16 protein-coding genes are annotated in these 21109 nt (G+C 66.0%); 10 read left to right on the top strand and 6 right to left on the bottom strand.

The annotated features are described in order from the left end of the window. Positions 1-85: 85 nt before the first annotated feature. Positions 86-913 carry an AraC family transcriptional regulator gene (locus tag ACN9M3_RS29895; RefSeq protein WP_426319531.1) on the bottom strand — a complete coding sequence of 276 codons (828 nt, stop codon included), beginning with the start codon at positions 911-913 and terminating at the stop codon, positions 86-88. A gap of 69 nt (positions 914-982) precedes the next feature. Here ACN9M3_RS29895 and leuS point away from each other — a divergent pair, with 69 nt between their 5' ends. The 10 genes from leuS to ACN9M3_RS29845 all read left to right on the top strand — a co-directional run bounded on the left by leuS (position 983) and on the right by ACN9M3_RS29845 (position 15884). Then, positions 983-3613, top strand: a complete 2631-nt coding sequence (leuS, locus tag ACN9M3_RS29890; RefSeq protein WP_426165748.1) for a leucine--tRNA ligase — start codon at positions 983-985, stop codon at positions 3611-3613. A gap of 7 nt (positions 3614-3620) precedes the next feature. Beyond that, entirely contained in the window at positions 3621-4262 is a 642-nt protein-coding gene (lptE, locus tag ACN9M3_RS29885; protein ID WP_426165746.1) for an LPS assembly lipoprotein LptE, read from the top strand. A gap of 9 nt (positions 4263-4271) precedes the next feature. Further along, positions 4272-5288 (top strand): DNA polymerase III subunit delta, encoded by a 1017-nt coding sequence (gene holA, locus ACN9M3_RS29880; protein WP_426319530.1) that lies wholly within the window; start codon positions 4272-4274, stop codon positions 5286-5288. Positions 5289-5306: 18 nt separating this feature from the next. Then, the gene (locus ACN9M3_RS29875; protein WP_426165742.1) at positions 5307-6578 is read left to right on the top strand and encodes a glutamate-5-semialdehyde dehydrogenase; all 1272 of its coding nucleotides are present in this window, start codon (positions 5307-5309) and stop codon (positions 6576-6578) included. 2 nt (positions 6579-6580) lie between these two features. Then, positions 6581-6997, top strand: coding sequence for a CopD family protein (locus ACN9M3_RS29870; RefSeq protein ID WP_426165740.1), 417 nt, complete (start codon positions 6581-6583; stop codon positions 6995-6997). A gap of 133 nt (positions 6998-7130) precedes the next feature. Next, on the top strand, positions 7131-8321 hold the full coding sequence (locus ACN9M3_RS29865; RefSeq protein WP_426165738.1) for a THUMP domain-containing class I SAM-dependent RNA methyltransferase: 1191 nt from the start codon (positions 7131-7133) through the stop codon (positions 8319-8321). 181 nt (positions 8322-8502) lie between these two features. Then, the gene (locus ACN9M3_RS29860; RefSeq protein WP_426323881.1) at positions 8503-9726 is read left to right on the top strand and encodes a multidrug effflux MFS transporter; all 1224 of its coding nucleotides are present in this window, start codon (positions 8503-8505) and stop codon (positions 9724-9726) included. Positions 9727-9886: 160 nt separating this feature from the next. After that, a complete protein-coding gene (locus ACN9M3_RS29855) occupies positions 9887-12049 on the top strand; it encodes an HDOD domain-containing protein (protein WP_426319529.1) in 2163 nt (720 codons plus the stop codon). Positions 12050-12056: 7 nt separating this feature from the next. Beyond that, positions 12057-14270, top strand: coding sequence for a putative bifunctional diguanylate cyclase/phosphodiesterase (locus ACN9M3_RS29850; RefSeq protein ID WP_426319528.1), 2214 nt, complete (start codon positions 12057-12059; stop codon positions 14268-14270). Positions 14271-14276: 6 nt separating this feature from the next. Next, positions 14277-15884, top strand: coding sequence for an SEL1-like repeat protein (locus tag ACN9M3_RS29845; protein ID WP_426319527.1), 1608 nt, complete (start codon positions 14277-14279; stop codon positions 15882-15884). Here the strand turns inward: ACN9M3_RS29845 and infA are convergent, their stop codons facing one another. The 5 genes from infA to ACN9M3_RS29820 form a co-directional block, all read right to left on the bottom strand. Continuing rightward, positions 15885-16148 (bottom strand): translation initiation factor IF-1, encoded by a 264-nt coding sequence (gene infA, locus ACN9M3_RS29840; protein WP_426165730.1) that lies wholly within the window; start codon positions 16146-16148, stop codon positions 15885-15887. It lies immediately after the preceding gene. 267 nt (positions 16149-16415) lie between these two features. Continuing rightward, positions 16416-17261: a TolB family protein gene (locus ACN9M3_RS29835; RefSeq protein ID WP_426319526.1), complete on the bottom strand. Its 846-nt coding sequence runs from the start codon at positions 17259-17261 to the stop codon at positions 16416-16418. Positions 17262-17390: 129 nt separating this feature from the next. Continuing rightward, the gene (locus tag ACN9M3_RS29830) at positions 17391-19235 is read right to left on the bottom strand and encodes an MFS transporter (RefSeq protein WP_426319525.1); all 1845 of its coding nucleotides are present in this window, start codon (positions 19233-19235) and stop codon (positions 17391-17393) included. Between the two features lie 16 nt (positions 19236-19251). Further along, positions 19252-20337, bottom strand: a complete 1086-nt coding sequence (locus ACN9M3_RS29825; protein WP_426165724.1) for an N-acetylglucosamine-6-phosphate deacetylase — start codon at positions 20335-20337, stop codon at positions 19252-19254. Between the two features lie 2 nt (positions 20338-20339). Then, positions 20340-21107 (bottom strand): DeoR family transcriptional regulator, encoded by a 768-nt coding sequence (locus tag ACN9M3_RS29820; protein WP_426165722.1) that lies wholly within the window; start codon positions 21105-21107, stop codon positions 20340-20342. Positions 21108-21109: the final 2 nt, after the last annotated feature.

The raw sequence follows: 21109 nt of genomic DNA, 5'->3' as shown, positions 1-21109 counted from the left end.
GTTCCGGAAAAATCTACCGAAATCTCACTTTGGTCAGACCAATTTGGCCCGAAAATCTAAGGTTCTCGCGACAGGGCGCGAAGGCCTACGGATTACCTAAATGGGCGTCTGGCGAGGCGCCGGTGAAGTCCTGGAAATCGCGGATCAGGTGGGATTGGTCGAAATAGCCGCTGTCGAGGGCCAGGGTGGCCCAGTCGTGGCCATGCCGTCCAGGCTCGGCTGCAAGGGCGGCAGTGCGGGCGGCCCGGAAGCGGCAGATGCGGGCGAAGAGTTTGGGCGACAGGCCGACATGGTCGCGGAACTGGTTGGCGAGGTACTGGCGCGAAACGCCCAGCGCCGCTGCCAGCGATTCGACGCGCAAGGCGCCGCCGCTGGCTTCAAGCTGCGCCACGGCATGCAGGGCGAGCGACTGGCCGGCTGGCGCGGCAGCTGCCACGCGCGAGGCAAGGGCGCTGGCGGCGCGCGCGCCGGCCGGGGCAAGCGAAAGGCGGGCGTAAAGCGCTTCCGTCAGCAGCGCCAAGCGTTCCGCATCGCTGCGCGCGACCGACCAAAGCTTGTCGCCGAACCGGTCCGCCGCCGAGCGGCCCCAAAGCTGGTCCAGGCCGGCGCGCTGGTCGATGAGGCTCGCCAGCGGCACCGGCCCCACGAACAGGCTGGCTGCGCCCGGGCGGAAGCGCACCGCTACCGTGCGCACGCGGCGCGCCGCCGGCACATCGAACCACGTGCTCATCATGCCGACGAAGAAGGCATTGCCGCTGTCCTGCCACAGGATATCGGTGCAATTGTCCGGCAAAACGCGGTGCGCGACGGGCAAAAGCGCCGGGTCGGCAGGCGCGGCAGGGGCTTCGGACAGCCACAGGCAGTCGACCAGCCCGGCCAGCCCCGGCGGGGGCGGAAATTCCTGATATCTCATTCTGACGCGCCGCACCAATGCATTGTTATAATGAAGGGTTCATATCCACCAATTTTAGTGCGCTCCATCATGCAAGAAAAATATAGTCCAGCAGAAGTCGAAAAAGCCGCCCAATCGCACTGGAAGGCGATCGACGCCTACAAAGCCGTCGAAAACGACCCGCGTTTCCCAAAAGGCAAGTATTACGCTTGCTCGATGCTGCCTTACCCATCGGGCAAGCTGCACATGGGCCACGTGCGCAACTATACGATCAATGACGTGATGTACCGCTACTTGCGGATGAACGGCTACAACGTGCTGATGCCGATGGGCTGGGACGCCTTCGGCATGCCGGCCGAAAATGCGGCCATGGCCAACAATGTGCCGCCAGCCAAGTGGACCTATTCCAATATCGACCACATGAAAGAGCAGATGCAGTCGATGGGCCTGGCGATCGACTGGTCGCGCGAGATGGCTGCCTGCAAGCCCGAGTACTACAAGTGGAACCAGTGGATGTTCCTGAAGATGCTGGAAAAAGGCATCATCTACCAGAAGACCGGCACCGTGAACTGGGACCCGGTCGACCAGACCGTGCTGGCCAACGAGCAGGTGGTCGACGGCAAGGGCTGGCGTTCGGGCGCGCTGATCGAAAAGCGCGAAATCCCGATGTACTACGTGCGCATCACCGACTATGCCGACGAGCTGCTGGACTACGTCGACAACAAGCTGCCAGGCTGGCCTGAGCGCGTGCGCATCATGCAGTCGAACTGGATCGGCAAGTCGACCGGCGTGCGCTTCGCCTTCCCGCACAACATCGCCGGCGGCGACGGCCAGTTGATCAACGACGGCAAGCTGTTCGTGTTCACCACCCGCCCTGACACCATCATGGGCGTGACCTTCTGCGCCGTGGCCGCCGAGCACCCGTTGGCCGCCCACGCCGCGCAAAACAAGCCGGAACTGCAAGCCTTCATCGCCGAATGCAAGATGGGCTCCGTGATCGAAGCCGACATGGCAACGATGGAGAAGAAGGGCATGCCGACCGGCCTGTTCGTGACCCACCCGATCACCGGCGAGCAGGTGGAAGTCTGGATCGGCAACTACGTCCTGATGACCTACGGCGACGGCGCCGTGATGGGCGTGCCGGCGCACGACGAGCGCGATTTCGCCTTCGCCAAAAAATACAATCTGCCAATCAAGCAGGTGATCGCCGCTGAAGGCCAGTCGTATTCCGACGACGCCTGGCAGGAATGGTACGGCGACAAGGCCGTCTCCGTGGTCACCAACTCCGGCAAGTACGACGGCCTGCGCTACAGCGAAGCGCTGGAAGCCATCGCCGCCGACCTGGCCGCCAAGGGCCTGGGCGAGAAGAAGACCACCTTCCGCCTGCGCGACTGGGGCATTTCGCGCCAGCGCTACTGGGGCACCCCGATCCCGATGATCCACTGCGAGTCCTGCGGCTCGGTGCCGGTGCCTGAGAAGGACCTGCCGGTGGTGCTGCCGGAAGACTGCGTGCCGGACGGCACCGGCAACCCGCTGAACAAGCATGAAGCCTTCCTCAAGTGCGACTGCCCGAAATGCGGCAAGCCTGCGCGCCGCGAGACCGACACCATGGACACCTTCGTCGACTCGTGCTGGTACTACATGCGCTATACCTCGCCGGGTTCCGACAAGGCCATGATCGACGCGCGCAACGACTACTGGATGCCGATGGACCAGTACATCGGCGGCATCGAGCACGCCGTGCTGCACCTGCTGTACGCGCGCTTCTGGACCAAGGTGATGCGCGACTTCGGCCTGGTCAAGTTCGACGAGCCGTTCACCAACCTGCTGACGCAAGGCATGGTGCTGAACGAGACCTACTACCGCGAAGAAGCCTCCGGCAAGAAGCACTGGTTCAACCCGGATGACGTGACGCTGACCACCGACGACCGCGGCCGTCCTGTATCGGCCGTGCTGAAGGCCGACGGCCAGCCGGTCAGCCTGGGCGGCATCGAGAAGATGTCCAAGTCCAAGAACAACGGCATCGACCCGCAGGTACAGATCGAACAGTACGGCGCCGACACCGCGCGCCTGTTCACCATGTTCGCTTCGCCGCCTGAGCAGACCCTGGAATGGTCCGGTTCCGGCGTGGAAGGCGCCAACCGCTACCTGAAGCGCGTGTGGAACTTCGGCTTCGCCCAGCGCGACGCGATCCGCGCCGCCGGTTCGCCGCTGGCTGCCGCTGCCGCCACCGACGACGGCAAGGCGCTGCGCCGCGAAGTGCACAAGGTGCTGCAGCAGGCCGACTACGACATCAAGCGCATCCAGTACAACACCGTGGTGTCGGCCTGCATGAAGATGCTGAATACCCTGGAATCGGCCAAGGGCGTCGAGCCGGCCGTGCTGGCCGAAGGCTACGCCATCTTCCTGCGCCTGCTGAATCCCGTGGCGCCGCACATCACCCACGTGCTGTGGCAGGAAATGGGCTATGGTAAAAACCATGGCGACATCCTGGACGCGCAATGGCCGCAGGTCGACCCGGCCGCGCTGGAGCAGTCCGAAATCGAGCTGATGATCCAGGTGAACGGCAAGCTGCGCGGCAGCGTGAAAGTGCCGAAGGCCGCCGACAAGGCCGCCATCGAAGCCGCCGCGCTGGCCGAGGAAAGCGTGCAGAAGTTCCTGGAAGGCGCGCCGAAGAAGGTCATCGTGGTACCGGGCAAATTGGTCAATATCGTGGTGTAAGGCAAAGATGACGACGACTCTGAACTCCCGCGGCGCCCTGCGCCGCTCCATGCTGGCGCTGGCCGCGCTGGGCATGGCTGCCGTGGCCACCGGCTGCGGCTTCCACCTGCGCGGCGCCGGCGGCACGTACACGCTGCCGTTCAACGCCATGTATGTGGGCTTGCCGGAGTCGTCGCCGCTGGCGATTGAGCTCAAGCGCAATATCCGCGTCAACGGCCACACCACTGTGGTGTCGAGCAAGGCCGAGGCGGACGGCGTGATCGAAGTGCTGACCAATCCGGAAAAAACCCGCACCAAGTCGATCCTGTCCTTGAACAGCAATGGCCGTGTGCGCGAATACCTGCTCAGCTATAACATCCTGTTCCGCGTGACCGACAAGGCCGGCAACGAACTGCTGGCGCCGACCAATATCGTGCTGGGCCGCCCGATCACCTTCAGCGAAACCCAGCTGCTGGCGAAAGAGCAGGAAGAAGCCTTGCTGTACAAGGACATGCAGGCCGACCTGGTGCAGCAGATGATGCGACGCATGGCCGCCATCAAGCTCGGCAGCCCGGCGCCGGCGCCCACCCCGTCCGGCGTGCTGCCGGGCGTGCTGTCGGCGCCCGACGTCACCGCCCCTACCGCGCCGGCCGCGCCGCCGGTCCGCTAAAGGCGCGCCATGCAGTTGCGCGCCGACGCCCTCGACCAGCACGTCGCCAGGACGCTGGCCCCGCTGTACGTGATCACCAGCGACGAGCACTTGCTGGCGCTGGAAGCGGCCGACAAGATCCGCCGCGCCGCGCGCGCGCAAGGGTATTCCGAGCGCGACGTGCTGACCGTCGAGCGCAATTTCAAGTGGGGCGAGCTGTTGGCCGCCAACCAGGCCATGAGCCTGTTTGGCGACAAGAAGCTGATCGAACTGCGCATCCCGACCGGCAAGCCGGGCAAGGACGGCGGCGCCGCCCTGCAGGCTTACGCGAAAGACCTGTCGCCCGACAACCTCACGCTGATCACCCTGCCCAAGCTGGACTGGCAGACGCAGAAGGCGGCGTGGGTGGCGGCCTTGCAGCAGGCCGCCGTGTACATCGACATCCCGAACATCGAGCGCAATGCGCTGCCGGGATGGATTGCGAACCGCCTTGCCGCACAAGGGCAGAGCGCGGAGCGCGCCAGCCTGGACTTCATCGCCGACCGCGTTGAAGGCAACCTGCTGGCGGCACACCAGGAAATCCGGAAACTCGGTTTGCTGCACGAGCCGGGCAAGCTGGCCCACGAGCAGGTGCAGGACGCCGTGCTCAATGTGGCGCGCTACGACGTGTTCAAGCTGTCCGAAGCCATGCTCTCCGGCGACACCGCGCGCCTGATCCGCATGCTGGAAGGCCTGAAAGGCGAAGGCGAAGCGCTGCCGCTGGTGTTGTGGGCCGTCTCCGAAGAAATCCGCACGCTGCTAAAATTAAAGGCAGGCATGGCCCAGGGCCGTCCGCTGCCGGCGCTCCTGAAGGAATACCGCATCTGGGGCCCGCGCGAACGGCTGATGGAGCCGGCGCTGCGCCGCATCTCGCTGCCCACGCTGGAGGCGGCGATGCAGCAGGCCGCCCAGGTCGACCGCATGGTCAAGGGCCTGCGCGCCAAGGCGTTCGCCGGCGACCAGTGGGACGCCATGCTGCAATTGGCTTTGCGCGTCGCAAGAGGATAACGAATTAGGATGAATGCGATGGACATCAAGCAGTACATGCAAGATATCGGGCGCCGCGCCCGCGCCGCCTCGCGCGGCATGGCGCGCGCCGACAGCGCCACGCGCAACCGCGCGTTGCAACTGATCGCCGAGGCCATCGAGCGCGAGGCGCCGGCCCTGCGCGCCGCCAACGAGCAGGACCTGGCCGCCGCGCGCGCCGCTGGCCTGGCGCCGGCCATGCTGGACCGCCTGGCGCTGAGCGACAAGGCCATTGCCACCATGGTGGAAGGCCTGCGCCAGATCGTCTCGCTGCCCGACCCGGTGGGCGAAATCTCGAACGTGAAAATCCGCCCGTCCGGCATCCAGGTGGGCCAGATGCGCGTGCCGCTGGGCGTGATCGGCATCATCTACGAAGCGCGTCCCAACGTGACGGTGGACGCGGCCGGCCTGTGCATCAAGAGCGGCAACGCCACCATCCTGCGCGGCGGCTCGGAAGCGATCCACTGCAACCGCGCCCTGGCCAAGCTGGTCGCCGAAGGCCTGCAAGGCGCCGGCCTGCCCGCTGACGGAGTGCAGGTGGTCGACACCACCGACCGCGCCGCCGTCGGCGCCCTGATCACCATGCCGCAGTACGTCGACGTCATCGTGCCGCGCGGCGGCAAGGGCCTGATCGCGCGCCTGATGGAAGAAGCCACGGTGCCGATGATCAAGCACCTGGACGGCATCTGCCACGTCTACATCGACGCCAGGGCCGACATGGCCAAGGCGCTCGACATCGGCTTCAACGCGAAATGCCACCGCTACGGCACCTGCAACACGATGGAAACGCTGCTGGTGGCGCGCCCCATCGCCGCCGAGGTGCTGCCGCAGCTGGCCGCGCGCTACGCCACCGAGCAGGTCGAGCTGCGCGCCGACGCGGAAAGCCACGCCATCCTGGCCGCTGCCGGCTACCCGCACCTGGCGCACGCCAGCGAAGAAGACTGGGCCACCGAATACCTGGCGCCGATCCTGGCGGTGCGCGTGGTGGACGGGCTGGACGCCGCCATCGAGCACTGCAACACCTGGTCGTCCAAGCACACCGAAGCCATCGTCACCGAGGATTACTCGGCCGCGATGCGCTTCCTGCGCGAAGTCGATTCCTCGTCGGTGATGATCAACGCCTCGACCCGTTTTGCCGACGGCTTCGAATACGGCCTGGGCGCCGAGATCGGCATTTCCAACGACAAGCTGCACGCGCGCGGCCCGGTCGGCCTGGAAGGCCTGACTTCCCTCAAATACGTGGTGTTCGGCCACGGCGAAACTAGAAAATAAATATGCTCTGGATCAAAGCGCTGCATATCGTCTTCATCGTGTCCTGGATGTCCGGGCTGTTCTACCTGCCGCGCATTTTCGTCAACCTGGCGATGGAAACGCCGGGCCCGGCATCCGAACGCCTGCTGACGATGGCGCGCAAGCTGTACCGCTTCACCACCATGCTGGCGCTGCCGGCGGTGGTGTTCGGCATCTGGCTGGTGGTGCTGCAGTACGGCGCGAAGATGCCGGGCTGGCTGCACGCCAAGTTGTTCTTCGTGTTCCTGCTGCTGGGCTACCACCACGCCTGCGGCGCGCTGCTGAAGAAGTTTGAACGCGGCGCCAATGTGCGCGGCCATGTGTTTTACCGGTGGTTCAATGAAGTGCCGGTGCTGATGCTCTTGGCGATTGTCATCCTGGTGGTCGTCAAGCCTTTCTAAAACCGGCAAACCGGTGTCTGACCCGCAGGGTCAGACACCAGGCCCGGGACAGCCGCGTAACGGTGTCTGACCCTGCGGGTCAGACACCGATGTACCGGTTTTGATTTTTACAACGGATAAAGGGTCCCCCAACATGCCATCCTATTTCTGCCCATGCCCGCGCGGCCTGGAAGCCGCCTTGGCGGAAGAACTGACCGAAATCGCGGCCATGAGCCCGACCATGAAGGTCCACAACCAGGTCCCCGGCGGCGTACACGCCTCCGGCGACCTGTACGACGCCTACCGCATCAACCTGCACTCGCGCATCGCCTCGCGCGTCCTGATGCGCATGGGCGTGTGCCACTACCAGAACGAAAACGACATCTACGACCTGGTGCTGGGCCAGCCGTGGGAAGAATGGTTCGGCATCCACCACACCATCCGCGTCGACGTCACCGCCATCAAGTCGCCCCTGAAGTCGCTGGAATTCACCACGCTGAAGATCAAGGACGCCGTGTGCGACCGCTTCCGCGACATGTACGGCAAGCGCCCCTCGGTCAACACGCGCGAGCCCGACATGCGCATCTTCGGCTTCCTCGACCAGCGCCAGTTCATGGTCTACCTCGACACCTCCGGCGAAGCGCTGTTCAAGCGCGGCTGGCGCACCGAGACCGGCGACGCCCCGCTGCGCGAAAACCTGGCCGCCGGCCTGCTGCGCGTGTCCGGCTGGAAGCCGGGCGTGCCGCTGTTCGACCCGATGTGCGGCTCCGGCACCATCCTGTGCGAAGCCGCCCAGATGGTGCAAGGGATCCCGCCCGGCGCCCGCCGCCGCTTCGCCTTCGAAAAATTCCACGACTTCGACCCCGAGCCGTGGCAGAAGATGAAGACCGACTTCAAGCCCAACCCGCTGCCGGCCGAACCGACCATTTTCGGCTCCGACATTTCCGGCGACATGGTGGCGATGGCGCGCCACAACCTGAAGAGCGCCGGCATCCTGTTCGACGTGCCGCTCAAGCAGATCGAAGCGCAGCAGGTGCAGGCACCGACCAAGGAGCCCGGCATCCTCTTGACCAACCCGCCGTACGGCGAGCGGATCGGCGTGCGCGGCGACGCCAGCCTGGAAGAAGACGAGCTGGCGAAAAGCTTCTACAGCGCGTTTTCCACCACCCTCAAGCAGCGCTTCTCCGGCTGGACCGCCTACCTGTTCACCGCCGACCTGGGCCTGCCGAAGATGCTGCGCCTGAAAGAATCGCGCAAGACGCCGTTCTTCAACGGCGCGCTGGAATGCCGCCTGTTCCGCTTCGACATGGTGGCCGGCTTCAACCGCAAGCCCGCTAGCGAGTAAAAAGTCGGGGTCAGGTCTGGCAATCGGACACGGGCTCGGCTGCTTAAGTCGGGGTCAGGTCTGACAAACGAACATTTTGCGGGTACAGTGTGGGGCTTGGCAGCCCGAGCCCCGGGCCGCAATATGTCCGTTTGACAGACCTGACCCCTTGCATACGCCGCCGACCGACGAAACGTCTTTTATTCCCGAGCCGGAGGCGCCGCAGCGTAAGCCGCTGGGACCGGGCGCGCTGGCAGCGGTGCTGGCCAGCCTGTCGATGCTGGGCCCGTTCTCGATTGACGCCTATCTTCCCGCCTTCCCCAACATCCAGGCCACGCTGCATGCGACGCCGATCGAAGTCCAGCAATCGCTGACGGCTTACATGCTGGCCTTTGCCGGCATGGTGCTGTGGCATGGCGCGCTGTCGGACGCGTTCGGGCGCCGCAACGTGATCCTGGTGTCGCTGGTGGCCTTCCTGCTCGGCACCGTGGGCTGCGCCGCCGCCCACTCGGTGCAGTACCTGTGGTTCTTCCGCGTGCTGCAGGGCGTGTCGGCCGGCGCCGGGGTGGTGGTCGGCCGCGCCATCATCCGCGACCTGTACGCCGATGCCGCCGCTGCGCGCCTGCTGTCCCTGGTGACCATGATCTTCTCGATCGCGCCGGCCGTGGCGCCGGTGCTGGGCGGCTTCATCGTCAAGTATTCGGACTGGCGCACCATCTTCCTGGCGCTGGCCGGCTACACGGTGCTGCTGTTCATCGTCTGCTACCGGCGCCTGCCCGACACCCTGCCGCGCGACAAGCGGCAGCCGTTCAACCCGCGCTACCTGTGGCGCAACTACAAGTCCATCCTGGCTTCGCCGCTGTTCCATTTGAAGACCGGCGTGGTGGCGTTCAACTTCGCCGGCCTGTTCCTGTACATCACGGCCGCACCGGTGGCGCTGCCGGCCCACCTGCACCTGGGCCCGGAGCAGTTTGCCTGGCTGTTCGTGCCAGCCGTATCCGGCATCTTCCTCGGCGCGCTGGCGGCCAACCGTATCGCCGGCAAGACCAGCTTCGCGCGCCAGATCGGCATGGGCTTCTGCTTCCTGATCACGGCCGCCACCGTCAACATCGGCTACCACCTGCTGGCCGGGCCGGCGCTGCCGTGGAGCGTGCTGCCGCTGTTCTTCTACACCTTTGGCATGTCGATGGCGGCGCCGGCAGCCACCCTGCTGGCGCTCGACCTGTTCCCCCACATCCGCGGCACGGTGGCCTCGGTGCAATCGTTCGCCACCACCCTGCTGGGGGCGCTGGTGGCCGGCGTTCTGGCGCCGCTGGCCTCGCATTCCTTCCTGTGGCTGGCCGGCGGCCAGCTGGCGCTGACGCTGACGGCACTCGGTCTGTGGTTGACGGCGCGCTCACTACGGCGCAAGATAGTGCCTATTTGAAAATATTGTTGGTACAAAGTAAATTACTACCAATAGTGTAGTTCTTGCTACACAAATGCATTTTATTGCCGTCAGAAATTTGTATTGCCGTTAAGTTATAGTATATTTATGCCAATTTGCGTAGTGGATTGCAAGCCGGAATACAGCCGCTAAGACCCCCATGCAACATCCCGACCAAGACATCCGCAATCGCTTGCTGATCGCGCGGCTGCCCGCCATGCCGCAGATCCTGATCAAGCTGATTGAACTCCTGCAAGCCGATGATGCCGGCATGCCGGAGCTGGCCGCGCTGATCGCCAAGGATGCCGGGATGGCCAGCAAGATCCTGGCGGTGGCCAACAGCTCGGCCTACCAGCGCCACCAGCGCACGGTGGGCCTGGAGCAGGCCCTGGTCTCGCTGGGCACCGACACCATCAAGACGCTGGTGATTTCCGAATCGGTGTTCCAGACCTTCAACAGTTTCCCGCACAGCGGCAGCACCGACTTGCGCGCCTTCTGGAAAGGCTCGCTGACCACGGCCGTCATCGCGCGCGATATTGCGCGCGCGCTCGACTACCCGCACGTGGAGGAAGCCTACCTGGCCGGCCTGCTGCACAATGTCGGCCGCCTGGCACTGCTGGCCACCGCGCCCAAGGAGTACGCCTACAACTTCACCGCGCGCGATGACGAGGACTTGTGCGCGGTGGAACTGCGCACGCTGGAAATCACCCACGCCGAAGCCGGCGCCTGGCTGATCGAGCGCTGGAACCTCGACTCCTTCCTGGCCGATTCCGTGCTGTACCACCACGAGCCGGTGCTGCGCCTGGAAGCGGCGCATCCCCTGATCCGCATCGTGCGCCTGGCGCACCAGCTGTGCTACCACGCCGACGCGCCGCAGGGCGCCGCCGACGCGGCCGCCCTGTGCGGCATCGAGGAAGACAAGCTGGACGCCTTCGTCAAGTCGGCCGCGCGGCAAGTGGCGCGCGCCGCCGAAGCGCTGGGCATCGACCTGGCCTGCGCCGACGACGTGCCGGCGCCGCCCGCCGCGCCGCCCGCGCCGGTCGACCCGGTGCAGGTGCGCCTGTCGGAAGAAGTGCGCAACATGGTGCTGGTGCAGGAAATGGGCCAGAGCTTCGCGCGCCAGCAGGGCGAGGCCGGCATGCTGGATGCGATGACGCGCTCGGCGCGCATCCTGTTTGACCTGGAGACCACGGTGATTCTGCTGGAAAGCCCGACCGGCCACGCGCTGCAGGGCGCCGGCAGCGGCGAAGCGCAGCAGCGCCTGGCCGAGTTTGCCGTGCCGCTCAACATGCCTGGCTTGCTGTCCGATGCCGCCAACGGCCGCCAGCTGGCGTTTGCCGCCCGTATTGGCAGCGGCGCCGGCGCCGGCCTGGGCATCGCGGAAGAACAGCTGTTCCGCATCATCGGCAGCGAAGCGCTGGTGTGCCTGCCGCTGGTGGCCGGCCAGCGCTGCCTGGGCATGATCGTCGGCGGCCTGCCGGCCTGGCAGTTGCCGCTGCTGCAAAAGAAGGAGCGCTTCCTGCAAGCCTTCGGCAGCCAGGCGGCCAATGCGCTGGAAACGGCCCTGTCCGAACGCGGCCACGTCCGCCGCCAGGTGGCGCACGTGGCCGAGGAATACCGCGAAGCGTCGCGGCGCGTGGTGCACGAGGTGAACAACCCGCTGTCGATCATCAAGAACTACCTGTCGGTGCTGGACGCCAAGCTGGCGCGGCGCGAGCCGGTGGTGTCCGAGATGTCGATCCTGAACGAGGAGATCGACCGCGTCGGCCACCTGATCAACGGCCTGGCCGACCTGCAGCCCTCCGATGGCGGCTGCGTCGCCAATGTGGCGCGCGTGGTGGAGGACGTGCTGCGCCTGTTCCGCGCCACCGACTTCCTGCCCGCCTCGGTGCAGTTGATCACGCGCATGCAGGACGGCCCGCAGGAAGTCGACGGCGACGCCGACCTGCTCAAGCAGATCCTGGTCAACCTGGTCAAGAACGCGATCGAGGCCCAGCCCAACGGCGGCCGCATCGAGCTGGCCAACCGCGGCCTGGTCAACCGCGAACGCCGGCTCTACGTCGAGCTGGTGGTGGCCGACGCCGGCCCGGGCCTGGCGCAGGACGTGCTGGCCAATCTGTTTACCGCAGTGAAGAGCAGCAAGGAAGGCAAGCATCACGGCCTGGGCCTGTCGATCGTGCACAACCTGGTCAAGAAGATGAACGGCATGATCAGTTGCCGCAGCGGCGCCAACGGCACCTCGTTTGAACTCCTGCTGCCGGCCCGCGGCAGCACCAGCCAGCTCGCCCCGGTGCAGGCGCGCGGCGCGGTGGATTCCGTATAAGGCCCGCATGAACACGATGATCCCGACGCCCCCGCCGCTGGAATTCCAGCCACGCCTGCTGCTGGTCGACGACGAACCGCGCCTGCTGTCTTCCCTGTACGAGCTGCTGCGCGTGCAGGACAGCTACCAGCTGGTGACCGCCAGCACCGGCGCCGAAGCGCTGGCCCACCTGAGCCGCCAGCAATTCGACCTGCTGCTGCTGGACCTGCGCCTGCCCGACATGAGCGGCCACGACATCATGGACTTCGTGAACGCGCGCGAGATCGACTGCGACGTGATCGTCATGAGCGGCGAGGCCGGCATCGAGGCCGCCATCGGCGCCTTGAAGCGCGGCGCCTACGACTACCTGCGCAAGCCGTACAACCCGCCCGAGCTGCTCAAGACGGTGGAGAACGCGCTGCAAAAGCGCCGCCTGGCGGTGGAGAACACGCGCATCGGCCAGCGCCTGGAAAACTCGGAAAAGATGTACCGCTACCTGGTGGACAGCTCGCCCGACATCATCTACACCCTGAACCACGAGGGCTGCTTCACCTTCGTCAACGACCGCGCCTACCAGTTGCTGGGCTACTCGCGCGAAGAGCTGATCGGCAGCCACTACTCGGTGCTGGTGCACGAGGAGGACCAGGAGCGCGCCCGCTACGTGTTCAACGAGCGCCGCGTCGACGAACGCGCCTCGCGCAACGTCGAGCTGCGCCTCAAGTGCAACAACAGCGCCGCCGGCGACCGCACCTTCAGCAACACCCTGATGACGATTTCGCTGAACGCGATCGGCATGCACGTGCCGGGCGAGGAAGTGGCGCGGCACGAGTTCTTCGGCACCTACGGCGTGGCGCGCGACATCACCGACCGCAAGCGGGCCGAGGAGATGATCTCCTACCAAGCCTACCACGACATCCTGACCGACCTGCCCAACCGCATCCTGTTCAAGGACCGCCTCGGGCTGGCCGTGATCCAGGCCAAGCGCAAGCTCACCGAGCTGGCCGTGATGTTCATCGACCTTGACCGCTTCAAGCTGGTCAACGACACGCTGGGCCACGTGAAAGGCGACGAGCTGCTGCAGCAGGCCGCGCGGCGCCTGAAGGAATGCCTGCGCAAGGGCGACACGCTGGCGCGCCATTCCGGCGACGAATTCACCATCGTGCTGCCCGAGCTGCGCGACCGCGCCGACGCCAGGGCCATTGCCGACAAGTTCCAGGAAGTGCTGCAGGCGCCGTTCGACCTGGACGGCCACGTGGTGCACATCTCGGCCTCGATCGGCATCGCGGTCTACCCGAACGACGGCGATTCGATCGAAGAGCTGCTGCGCCACGCCGACATCGCCATGTACCAGGTCAAGGCGCAGGGCAAGAACGGCCACAGCTTCTACCACGCCTCGATGCAGGACATGTCGCACCAAAAGATCGCGCTGGAGCAGTCGCTGCGCAAGGCGCTCGAGAACAACGAGCTGGAAATGTACTACCAGCCGCAGGTCGACATGGCCAGCGGCCGCATCATCGGCGCCGAAGGCCTGATGCGCTGGAACCACCCGACGCGCGGCCTGCTGTCGGCCGGCGAGTTCCTGCCGTTTGCCGAAGAAAACGGCCTGATGCTGCCGATCTCGGACTGGATGATCGGTGCCCTGTGCCGCGACCTGCTGCTGTGGAACGCGGCCGGCGCCGACAATATCCGCCTGTCGCTGAACCTGTCGCCGCAATACCTCGATCGCGGCGACTTCTTCGAGAAGATGCGCAATGCGCTGCTGCGCTACCAGATCTCGCCCTCGCAGATCGAAGTGGAGATCACCGAGAACATCTGCATCCGCAATCCGCAATACGCGATCGAGCAGCTGAACAAGCTGTGCCAGCTCGGCGTATCGGTGGCCATCGACGATTTCGGCACCGGCTACTCCTCGCTGTCCTACCTGCACCGCTTCCCGATCCATACCATCAAGATCGATCAGAGCTTCGTCAAGGAGATCCACGACGAGCACGGGCACTACCCGGTGATCCTGGCCATCATCTCGATTGCGCGCGGCCTGGGCCTGCACCTGGTGGCCGAAGGCGTGGAGACCGAAGTGCAGGCGCGCTACCTGGCCGCCAACGGCTGCGCCACCATGCAGGGCTACCTGTATTACCGCCCGATCGCGCTGACGGCCTTCATGGAAGTGCTGGCGGCGCAGAACCAGGCCGACGCTCCCGCCATCGCCCTGCCGGCCGGCTTGCGCCTGGCGAGCCAGGCCTAGGCATCCATGCAGCGGCCCGCAACGATTGAAGCAGGAGGCGCCGGCGCGGCGGCAAGCGAAGCGCATTACGTCGCCGAATTCCTGCGCGTGCGCCAGCTGGCCGAACGCGGCGTGGCCAATGCCCAGCATAGCCTGGGCTTCATGTACTTCAACGGCCAGGGCGTGGCGCAAAGCCACGAGCTGGCGCTGGCCTGGTACCGCCAGGCCGCCAACGCAGGTCTGGAGCACGCGCAATACAACCTGGGCGTGATGTTCCAGAAGGGGCAGGGCGTGGACGCCGATTTCGCCGAGGCAGCGCACTGGTACCAGCTGGCCGCCGAGCAGGGCTACGCCGCCGCGCAGTACAACCTGGGCTGGCTGTACGCCAAGGGTCAGGGCGTGCCGCACGATACCGAGAAGGCGCGCTATTGGTTCGCCAAGGCCGCCGACCAGGGCGATCCCGGCGCGCAGAACAACCTCGGCATGATGTACGACAGCGGCCGCGGCGTGCCGCAGGACTTCGCGCAAGCGATCATGTGGTACCGCAAGGCCGCCGACCAGGGCTACGCCCGCGCCCAGTTCAACCTCGGCCTGCGCTACGACAACGGGCAGGGCGTGGCGCAGGACGGCAAGCAGGCGCTGGGCTGGTTCCGCAAGGCCGCCGAGCAAGGCTACGCCGCCGCCCAGTTCAACCTCGCGCTGCGCTACGACAAGGGACAGGACGTGGCGGCCGACGCCGCGCGCGCCATCAAGTGGTACACCCTGGCGGCGCAGCAGGACCACGTCAGTTCGCAGTTCAACCTGGGCCTGATCTACGACAACGGCAACGGCGTGCCGCGCGACGAAGCGCTGGCGCTGAAGTGGTACCGCCGCGCCGCGGAACTGGGCCACGCCGGCGCGCAGAACAACCTGGGCCAGCGCTACGAGCAAGGCCAGGGCGTGGCGCAGGACCACCGCGCAGCCGCGCACTGGTACCGCAAGGCAGCCGAAGCCGGCCATCCTGCCGCGCAATACCATCTTGCCCAGCTGTACGAACAAGGCCAGGGCGTGCCGCGCGACCAGCAGGAAGCCATCTTCTGGTACCGCAAGGCCGCCGGCCAGGGCCACCTGCGCGCGCAGTTCGACCTCGGCCTGCGCCATGAAACGGGGCAGGGCGTGCCGCAAGACGCGCGCCAGGCGCTGGCCTGGTTCCGCCGCGCCGCCGAACAGGATTACGTGGCGGCGCAATTCATGCTGGGCCAGGTCCACGACCGCGACGACGGCCCGGCGCCCGATCTGGCGCAGGCGAATGCCTGGTACCGCAAGGCCGCCGGGCAAGGTCACACGCTGGCCTGCTTCACGCTCGGCCTGCGCTACGACAACGGCCAGGGCCTGCCGCGCGACTTCACGCAAGCGCTGTCCTGGTACCTGGCTGCCGCACGCCAGGGCCACGGCCGCGCCCAGCTCAATGCCGGCCTGATGTTCCTGGCCGGCCAGGGCACGCCAACCGACGCCGAGCAAGCCTGGCGCTGGCTGTCGCTGGCCGAACGCAACGGCCAGCCCGCCGCCGCGCGCCACCTCGCCAGCGCCGCCGCCCGCCTCGCACCACACCAGCTAAGCGCGTTGCACGCCGCTCCCCAAACCCTTTCAGGGTAATTAGCGGCGACGCTGGGGCGGACGCGGGCCGGACGTGCCGCGCTGCTCGATGTGACGGAAGACGATGCGGCCTTTGTTCAGGTCATATGGAGACAACTCCAGCGTTACCCTGTCGCCAGCGATGATACGGATGAAGTTCTTCTTCATGCGGCCGCCGGTGTAGGCAATCAGCTTGTGGCCGTTGTCCAGGTCCACGCGGAAGCGTTGCTCCGGCAGGATCTCGGTGACCACGCCATTCATTTCGATGAGTTCTTCTTTTGCCATGCTGCTTTCCTTTGCGATTGGGGAGCGAGGTGCGAAAAAAAAGCCCGCGTAGTTGCGGGCTTCGTTTCAATGTAATGCCAATATTTCAATCGCTGCTACAGCCCGTGCTATCTGCACGGTGCGAAGCGGTCAGCCAATGCTATCTGCAAGGTGCCGGCCTGTGACCAATGTTTGGTGCTACAGGGTGAAGCTCTCGAGTGCTTCACCGCGGAGCGCAGTATAACACAGGTTTTGTGCGGTGCACAAATTATTTCATTGCCGGCCCGGTCAGCGATAGCGGGAAGGATCGAACGGGTAGCTGTAAATGTTTTCGATGAAGCGTTCGCCTTCCTTGGCCTGGCGCGCCAGGTACAGGCGCTTGCCGTGCGCGAAGGGCGTAAATTCGGCCTGCGCCGTATTGTATGGGGCGCCGATATTTTTCGGCGTGCTCCAGCCGTCCTTGCCGTTGAAGCTGATGTAGAGGTCCATGTCGCCCGCGCCGCCGGGGACGTCGGAGAAGTACAGCAGGTAGCTCTGGTCGGCGGCAATGTACGGATTCGATTCGCGCCATGGGCCGGTATTGACCGGTTCGGGCATGCGCTCCGGCGCGACGTACCTGCCTTCGACGCGGCGCGAGCGCCACAGGTCCGATTTGCCTTCGGCGCCATTCTTCATGAAGTAGATGGTGCCGTCGGCGGCAATCGAGCCTGAGGACTCGGATTCATCGCTGTTGATGTCGTGGCCGAGATGGACCAGCGGCCCCCAGCGGCCATCCTGCAGCGCCACCGAGTAGATGTCGAAGCCTTTGCGGGCAGGCTTGTCCGGCACCGGGCGGTTGGACTGGAAGATGATCGACTTGCCGTCGGGAGCAAAGGCCGGATCGATGTCGCGCGAGCCATCGGTGGCGGAGAACGGCACCGGTGCCGGCTTCTGCCACTTGCCATCGGCCTTGTGCGATTCCACGATCACCAGCCTGGTTCGGGCGCCGCCTGACTGCACCCACAGCGCGTGCTGGCCATCGGGCGACAGCGTGAAGCCGAATACGCCGTTGTCCGACACCAGGCCTGGCTCGAACATGCCATCATTGGGCGAAGCGGCAATCGCAGTTGCTAGCAGCAGGGCGGAAATATTCATCAATGTGATTCCAGGATATCAAGTTTGCCGCCGCGCGACCGCAACAGCGGCGTGACCCGGACAGCGACAGCGCCGGGGGCTCAATTGCAGCGCCATGGTGACGCAATTGCCCCAGGCGTGCAACGCCTTTCAACGCGCGAAATGCGCTTCGATCTCTTCCAGCGTCTTGCCTTTCGTCTCCGGCAGCAGGAAGGCGGCGGCCAGGAAGTACACCACCGTGCATCCAGCCCAGAAGAAGAACATCGCCGCGTAGCCATGCCGGCCAACGGTCGGCAGGAACACGGCCGCAATAGTCGTGGAGACGAACTGGTTGACCAGCAGCGCGATGCTCATGCCGTTGGAGCGGATGCGGGTTGGCATCAGCTCCGATAGCGCGAGCCAGACGCAGACGCCGGGGCCGACGGCAAAGCTGGCCACGAACAGGCAGATTGCCAGCGTCACTTGCCAGCCGTGCGTCGCCGAAGGCAGGGCGCCGACCTGTGCCTGCTCTATTTTCAGCGGCTCGCTGCGCCCTTCAGCCGGGTCGGCAAAAGGATTCAGGTGCAGGCGGCGGAAGAAGGCGCCGATCACGCTGTCCGCCTGCACGGTGTCGTCGCGCGACAGCACCATTGGCGCCAGTGCCGGGTCGTCGCTGCGCCGCGTCTGCACGTTGGTGAACGGGCCGTAGGAGTAGGACACGGTAAGCAACTGCGGCGCGGCATCGGCGCCAAGCGCCTTCAGTGTCCTTGCGTCGAGGCGCAGCGACAGCGTATCGCCCCTGGCCTGCGCTGCCACGATGGCGCTCACGTCGCGCCGCTCGTTCTCCGCACTGCGGAACAGCAGGCCAGCGGCCAGCAAGGCGACCACGATGCCGCCGCTGCCCAGCATCAGCAGGAATTTGCGGCCCTTGCGGTCGACCAGCAGCACGGCCACCACGGTCATGACGGCGTTCAGCAGCTTGAGGCCGACGTCGGCCATGTTGGCGGTGGCGCCGGGCAGGCCGGCCTGGTTCAGGATGTTGACGACATAGGCCAGCACGGAATTGATGCCGGTCGCCTGCGTGCAGGCCAGCACCAGGCAGGCCAGCAGGAAAGGCAGGGCGTAGCGGCGGCTCAGCAGGGGATCGTCGGCGGCCGTGGCAGCGGCGCCGCCACGGCCGGCAACCACGCCGCGCGCGGCGGCGATGTCGCCCGCGGTGGGCTCGCCGGAACCGGCAGCGGCAGCGCCACGCCTGGCCAGGCCGGCGGCAGCTTGCATATCGCGCAGTTCGGCATCGGCTTCGGCCGCGGCACGGGTGCGCAGCAGGGCGGTGCGGGCTTGTTCGCTGCGGCCGCGCTGCACCAGCCAGCGCGGCGATTCAGCCAGCAAGGCGCTGCCGAAAGTGAATACCAGGCCTGGCGCAAGGCACATCCAGAAGATGCTGCGCCAGGCGTGGTCCTTGGCGTCGAAGACTGCGGCGGCACGCGCGGTTTCCGCCAAGGCTTGCGCGGCTTGCGTCGCGCCTTCGACATATTGCGCCTGCACCAGGCCGATCACGGCTGCCGCCACCAGGCCGATGGTGAGCAGGAGCTGGAACAGGGCGGCGCCGCGGCCGCGCTGCTCGGCGCGCAGGCATTCGGCCAGGTACAAAGGCACGACTACGCCGATCAAGCCGCCGCTGATCCCTTGCAGCAGGCGCCCCAGCAACAGTGGGGTATAGCCGTCCGACAGCGCGATCAGGGGAATGCTGATGGTGAACAGGGCGCCGGCCAGCACCATCGCCCAGCGGCGTCCGATGGCGTCGGCAATGGCGCCGGCAAACAGCGAAGACAGCACGGAACCGAGCAGCACCGCAGCAACGATGAAGCTCAGTTGCTGGGCGCTCAGCTTCCACGCGACGGAGGCGGTCGACTCAAGGTAAGGCAGGGCGCCGGCAATGATGCCGACATCGATCCCGTAAAGCAGGCCGCCCATCCCGGCGATAAACAGTAAATAGCGCATGGATAAGGCCTGCATTGGATCTCCTGTATGGTTATGAGAGCGGGATGGCCTCGCCTTCAACGAAGACGGCCACGGGGTGTAGGGACTGGTCCAGCACGACGATGTCGGCCCAGGCCCCCGGCGCCAGGCGGCCGCGCTGCGACTCGCCCAGGTAATCGGCAGGGAAGAGCGACAGGCGCTGCGAAGCTTCCGCCACGTCCATGCCCAGGCTGACGAAGTTGCGCAAGGCCTGGTCCATGGTCAGCACGGAGCCGGCCAGCGAACCGGTGGCAAGGCGCACGCAGCCCATGCACTTGAACACGCGCTGGGTGCCGAGCGCGTACTCGCCGTCCGGCATGCCGGTGGCGGAGGTGGCGTCGGTCACGCCGTACAGGCGCGGAATGGCGCGCAGCGCGGCGCGCATGGCGCCCGGATGCACGTGCAGCAGGTCGGGAATGATCTCGGCATATTCCGCATGCGCCATGGCCACGTCCACCATGCCCGGCTCCTTGTGGCTCATGCCGGTCATGCCGTTGAACAGGTGGGTGAAGCCGGCGGCGCCGGCGCGCATGGCAGCCACGCCGTCGTCGTAGCTGCCGGCGCTGTGGCCGATCTGGACGCGGATGCCCATGTTCTTCAGGTGCGGTATCAGTTCCAGGTGGCCCGTCACTTCGGGCGCCATGGTCAGCACGCGGATCGGCGCGATGGCGTGGTAGCTCTCCACCAGTGCGCGGCTGCCGGTCACCACGTCGGGCGGCTGGGCGCCGAGGCGGCGGCGGTTCAGGAACGGGCCTTCCAGGTGCACGCCCAGCATGCGCGCGCCGTGCTGCGGGCGTTGCGCGATGACGCCGGCCAGGCCTTGCAGTGCGTGGCGGATCGAATCCTCCCTGGCGGTCAGGGTGGTGCCGAGCAGCGCGGTGGTGCCGTGCCGCGCGTGGCTGCGCGCTACCACGCTGCCGGCTGCGCCGCCTTCCATGATGTCGACGCCGGCGGCGCCGTGCACGTGCAGGTCAACAAAGCCGGGGAGGATGGTCAGGCCTGCGCCGGGGGGGCCTTCGGTGATGCTGGTGATGCGCTGATCGAAGGCGATGCTGCCGTTGATCCAGCCGTCGGGAGTGAGGATGCGACCTTGCAGCATCTTTACTCCGCGACGATCACTTCGATGCCGCGCTTCTCCAGCCCATCGCGGTATTCGGCGCTGATGCTGGCGTCGGTGACGACGGTGTGCACGCGGTCCAGTTGCACGATGCGGTGCAGCGAGACGCGGCCGAACTTGGAAGCGTCGGTCAGCACGATGACTTTCTTGGCGCGCTCCACCATCTTGTGGTTCAGGTTTGCTTCCGCTTCGTGGTGGGTGGTGATGCCGAACTGCAGGTCGAAGCCGTCGACGCCGAGGAACAGCTTGTCGAAGTTGTAGGCCGACAGGCAGGCTTCGGCCTGGGCGCCCTGCAGCGACAGCGATTGCTTGCGCAGGCGGCCGCCGGTCAGGATCAGGTCCACGCCCGGCGCGTCGGCCAGCTCCCACGCGATGTTCAGGCCGTTGGTCAGCACCGTCACGTCGCTGGCGTCGCGCAGCTGGCGCGCCAGCGAGATGGTGGTGGTGCCGGAGTCGATGATCACGTTGTCACCCGGCTGCACCATGCGTGCGGCCAGCAGGCCGATTTGCTCTTTCTGCGCCTGGTTCAGCGAATCCTTCTGGCGGATGGTGTGCTCGGTCGGCGGCGTGCGCGCCAGCAGGGCGCCGCCGTGGCTGCGCTGCACCAGGCCCTGGGATTCCAGCACACTGAGGTCGCTGCGGATGGTGACGGCGGAGACGCCTAGCTTGTCCACCAGGTCGGTGACCTGGACCGAACCATGTTGTACGATCGCCTGCAGGATGGTTTCGCGGCGTTGGCTGGTATTTCGCATGT

It is taken from the genome of Pseudoduganella sp. R-43 (assembly GCF_049913255.1).
Taxonomy (GTDB): Bacteria; Pseudomonadota; Gammaproteobacteria; order Burkholderiales; family Burkholderiaceae_D; genus Rugamonas.
Note: the sequence above shows the minus strand (reverse complement) of the source record. Positions and strands in the feature narration are given on the sequence as shown.

What these genes read in the sequence shown, in the direction of transcription:
- ACN9M3_RS29820 (WP_426165722.1), bottom strand. Translation starts at nt 21,107, where the DNA reads ATGCGAAATACCAGCCAACGCCGCGAAACCATCCTGCAGGCGATCGTA.
- ACN9M3_RS29845 (WP_426319527.1), top strand. Translation starts at nt 14,277, where the DNA reads ATGCAGCGGCCCGCAACGATTGAAGCAGGAGGCGCCGGCGCGGCGGCA.
- holA (WP_426319530.1), top strand. Translation starts at nt 4,272, where the DNA reads ATGCAGTTGCGCGCCGACGCCCTCGACCAGCACGTCGCCAGGACGCTG.
- ACN9M3_RS29895 (WP_426319531.1), bottom strand. Translation starts at nt 913, where the DNA reads ATGAGATATCAGGAATTTCCGCCCCCGCCGGGGCTGGCCGGGCTGGTC.
- infA (WP_426165730.1), bottom strand. Translation starts at nt 16,148, where the DNA reads ATGGCAAAAGAAGAACTCATCGAAATGAATGGCGTGGTCACCGAGATC.
- lptE (WP_426165746.1), top strand. Translation starts at nt 3,621, where the DNA reads ATGACGACGACTCTGAACTCCCGCGGCGCCCTGCGCCGCTCCATGCTG.
- ACN9M3_RS29855 (WP_426319529.1), top strand. Translation starts at nt 9,887, where the DNA reads ATGCAACATCCCGACCAAGACATCCGCAATCGCTTGCTGATCGCGCGG.
- ACN9M3_RS29850 (WP_426319528.1), top strand. Translation starts at nt 12,057, where the DNA reads ATGAACACGATGATCCCGACGCCCCCGCCGCTGGAATTCCAGCCACGC.
- ACN9M3_RS29875 (WP_426165742.1), top strand. Translation starts at nt 5,307, where the DNA reads ATGGACATCAAGCAGTACATGCAAGATATCGGGCGCCGCGCCCGCGCC.
- ACN9M3_RS29835 (WP_426319526.1), bottom strand. Translation starts at nt 17,261, where the DNA reads ATGAATATTTCCGCCCTGCTGCTAGCAACTGCGATTGCCGCTTCGCCC.
- ACN9M3_RS29825 (WP_426165724.1), bottom strand. Translation starts at nt 20,337, where the DNA reads ATGCTGCAAGGTCGCATCCTCACTCCCGACGGCTGGATCAACGGCAGC.
- leuS (WP_426165748.1), top strand. Translation starts at nt 983, where the DNA reads ATGCAAGAAAAATATAGTCCAGCAGAAGTCGAAAAAGCCGCCCAATCG.
- ACN9M3_RS29865 (WP_426165738.1), top strand. Translation starts at nt 7,131, where the DNA reads ATGCCATCCTATTTCTGCCCATGCCCGCGCGGCCTGGAAGCCGCCTTG.
- ACN9M3_RS29870 (WP_426165740.1), top strand. Translation starts at nt 6,581, where the DNA reads ATGCTCTGGATCAAAGCGCTGCATATCGTCTTCATCGTGTCCTGGATG.
- ACN9M3_RS29830 (WP_426319525.1), bottom strand. Translation starts at nt 19,235, where the DNA reads ATGCAGGCCTTATCCATGCGCTATTTACTGTTTATCGCCGGGATGGGC.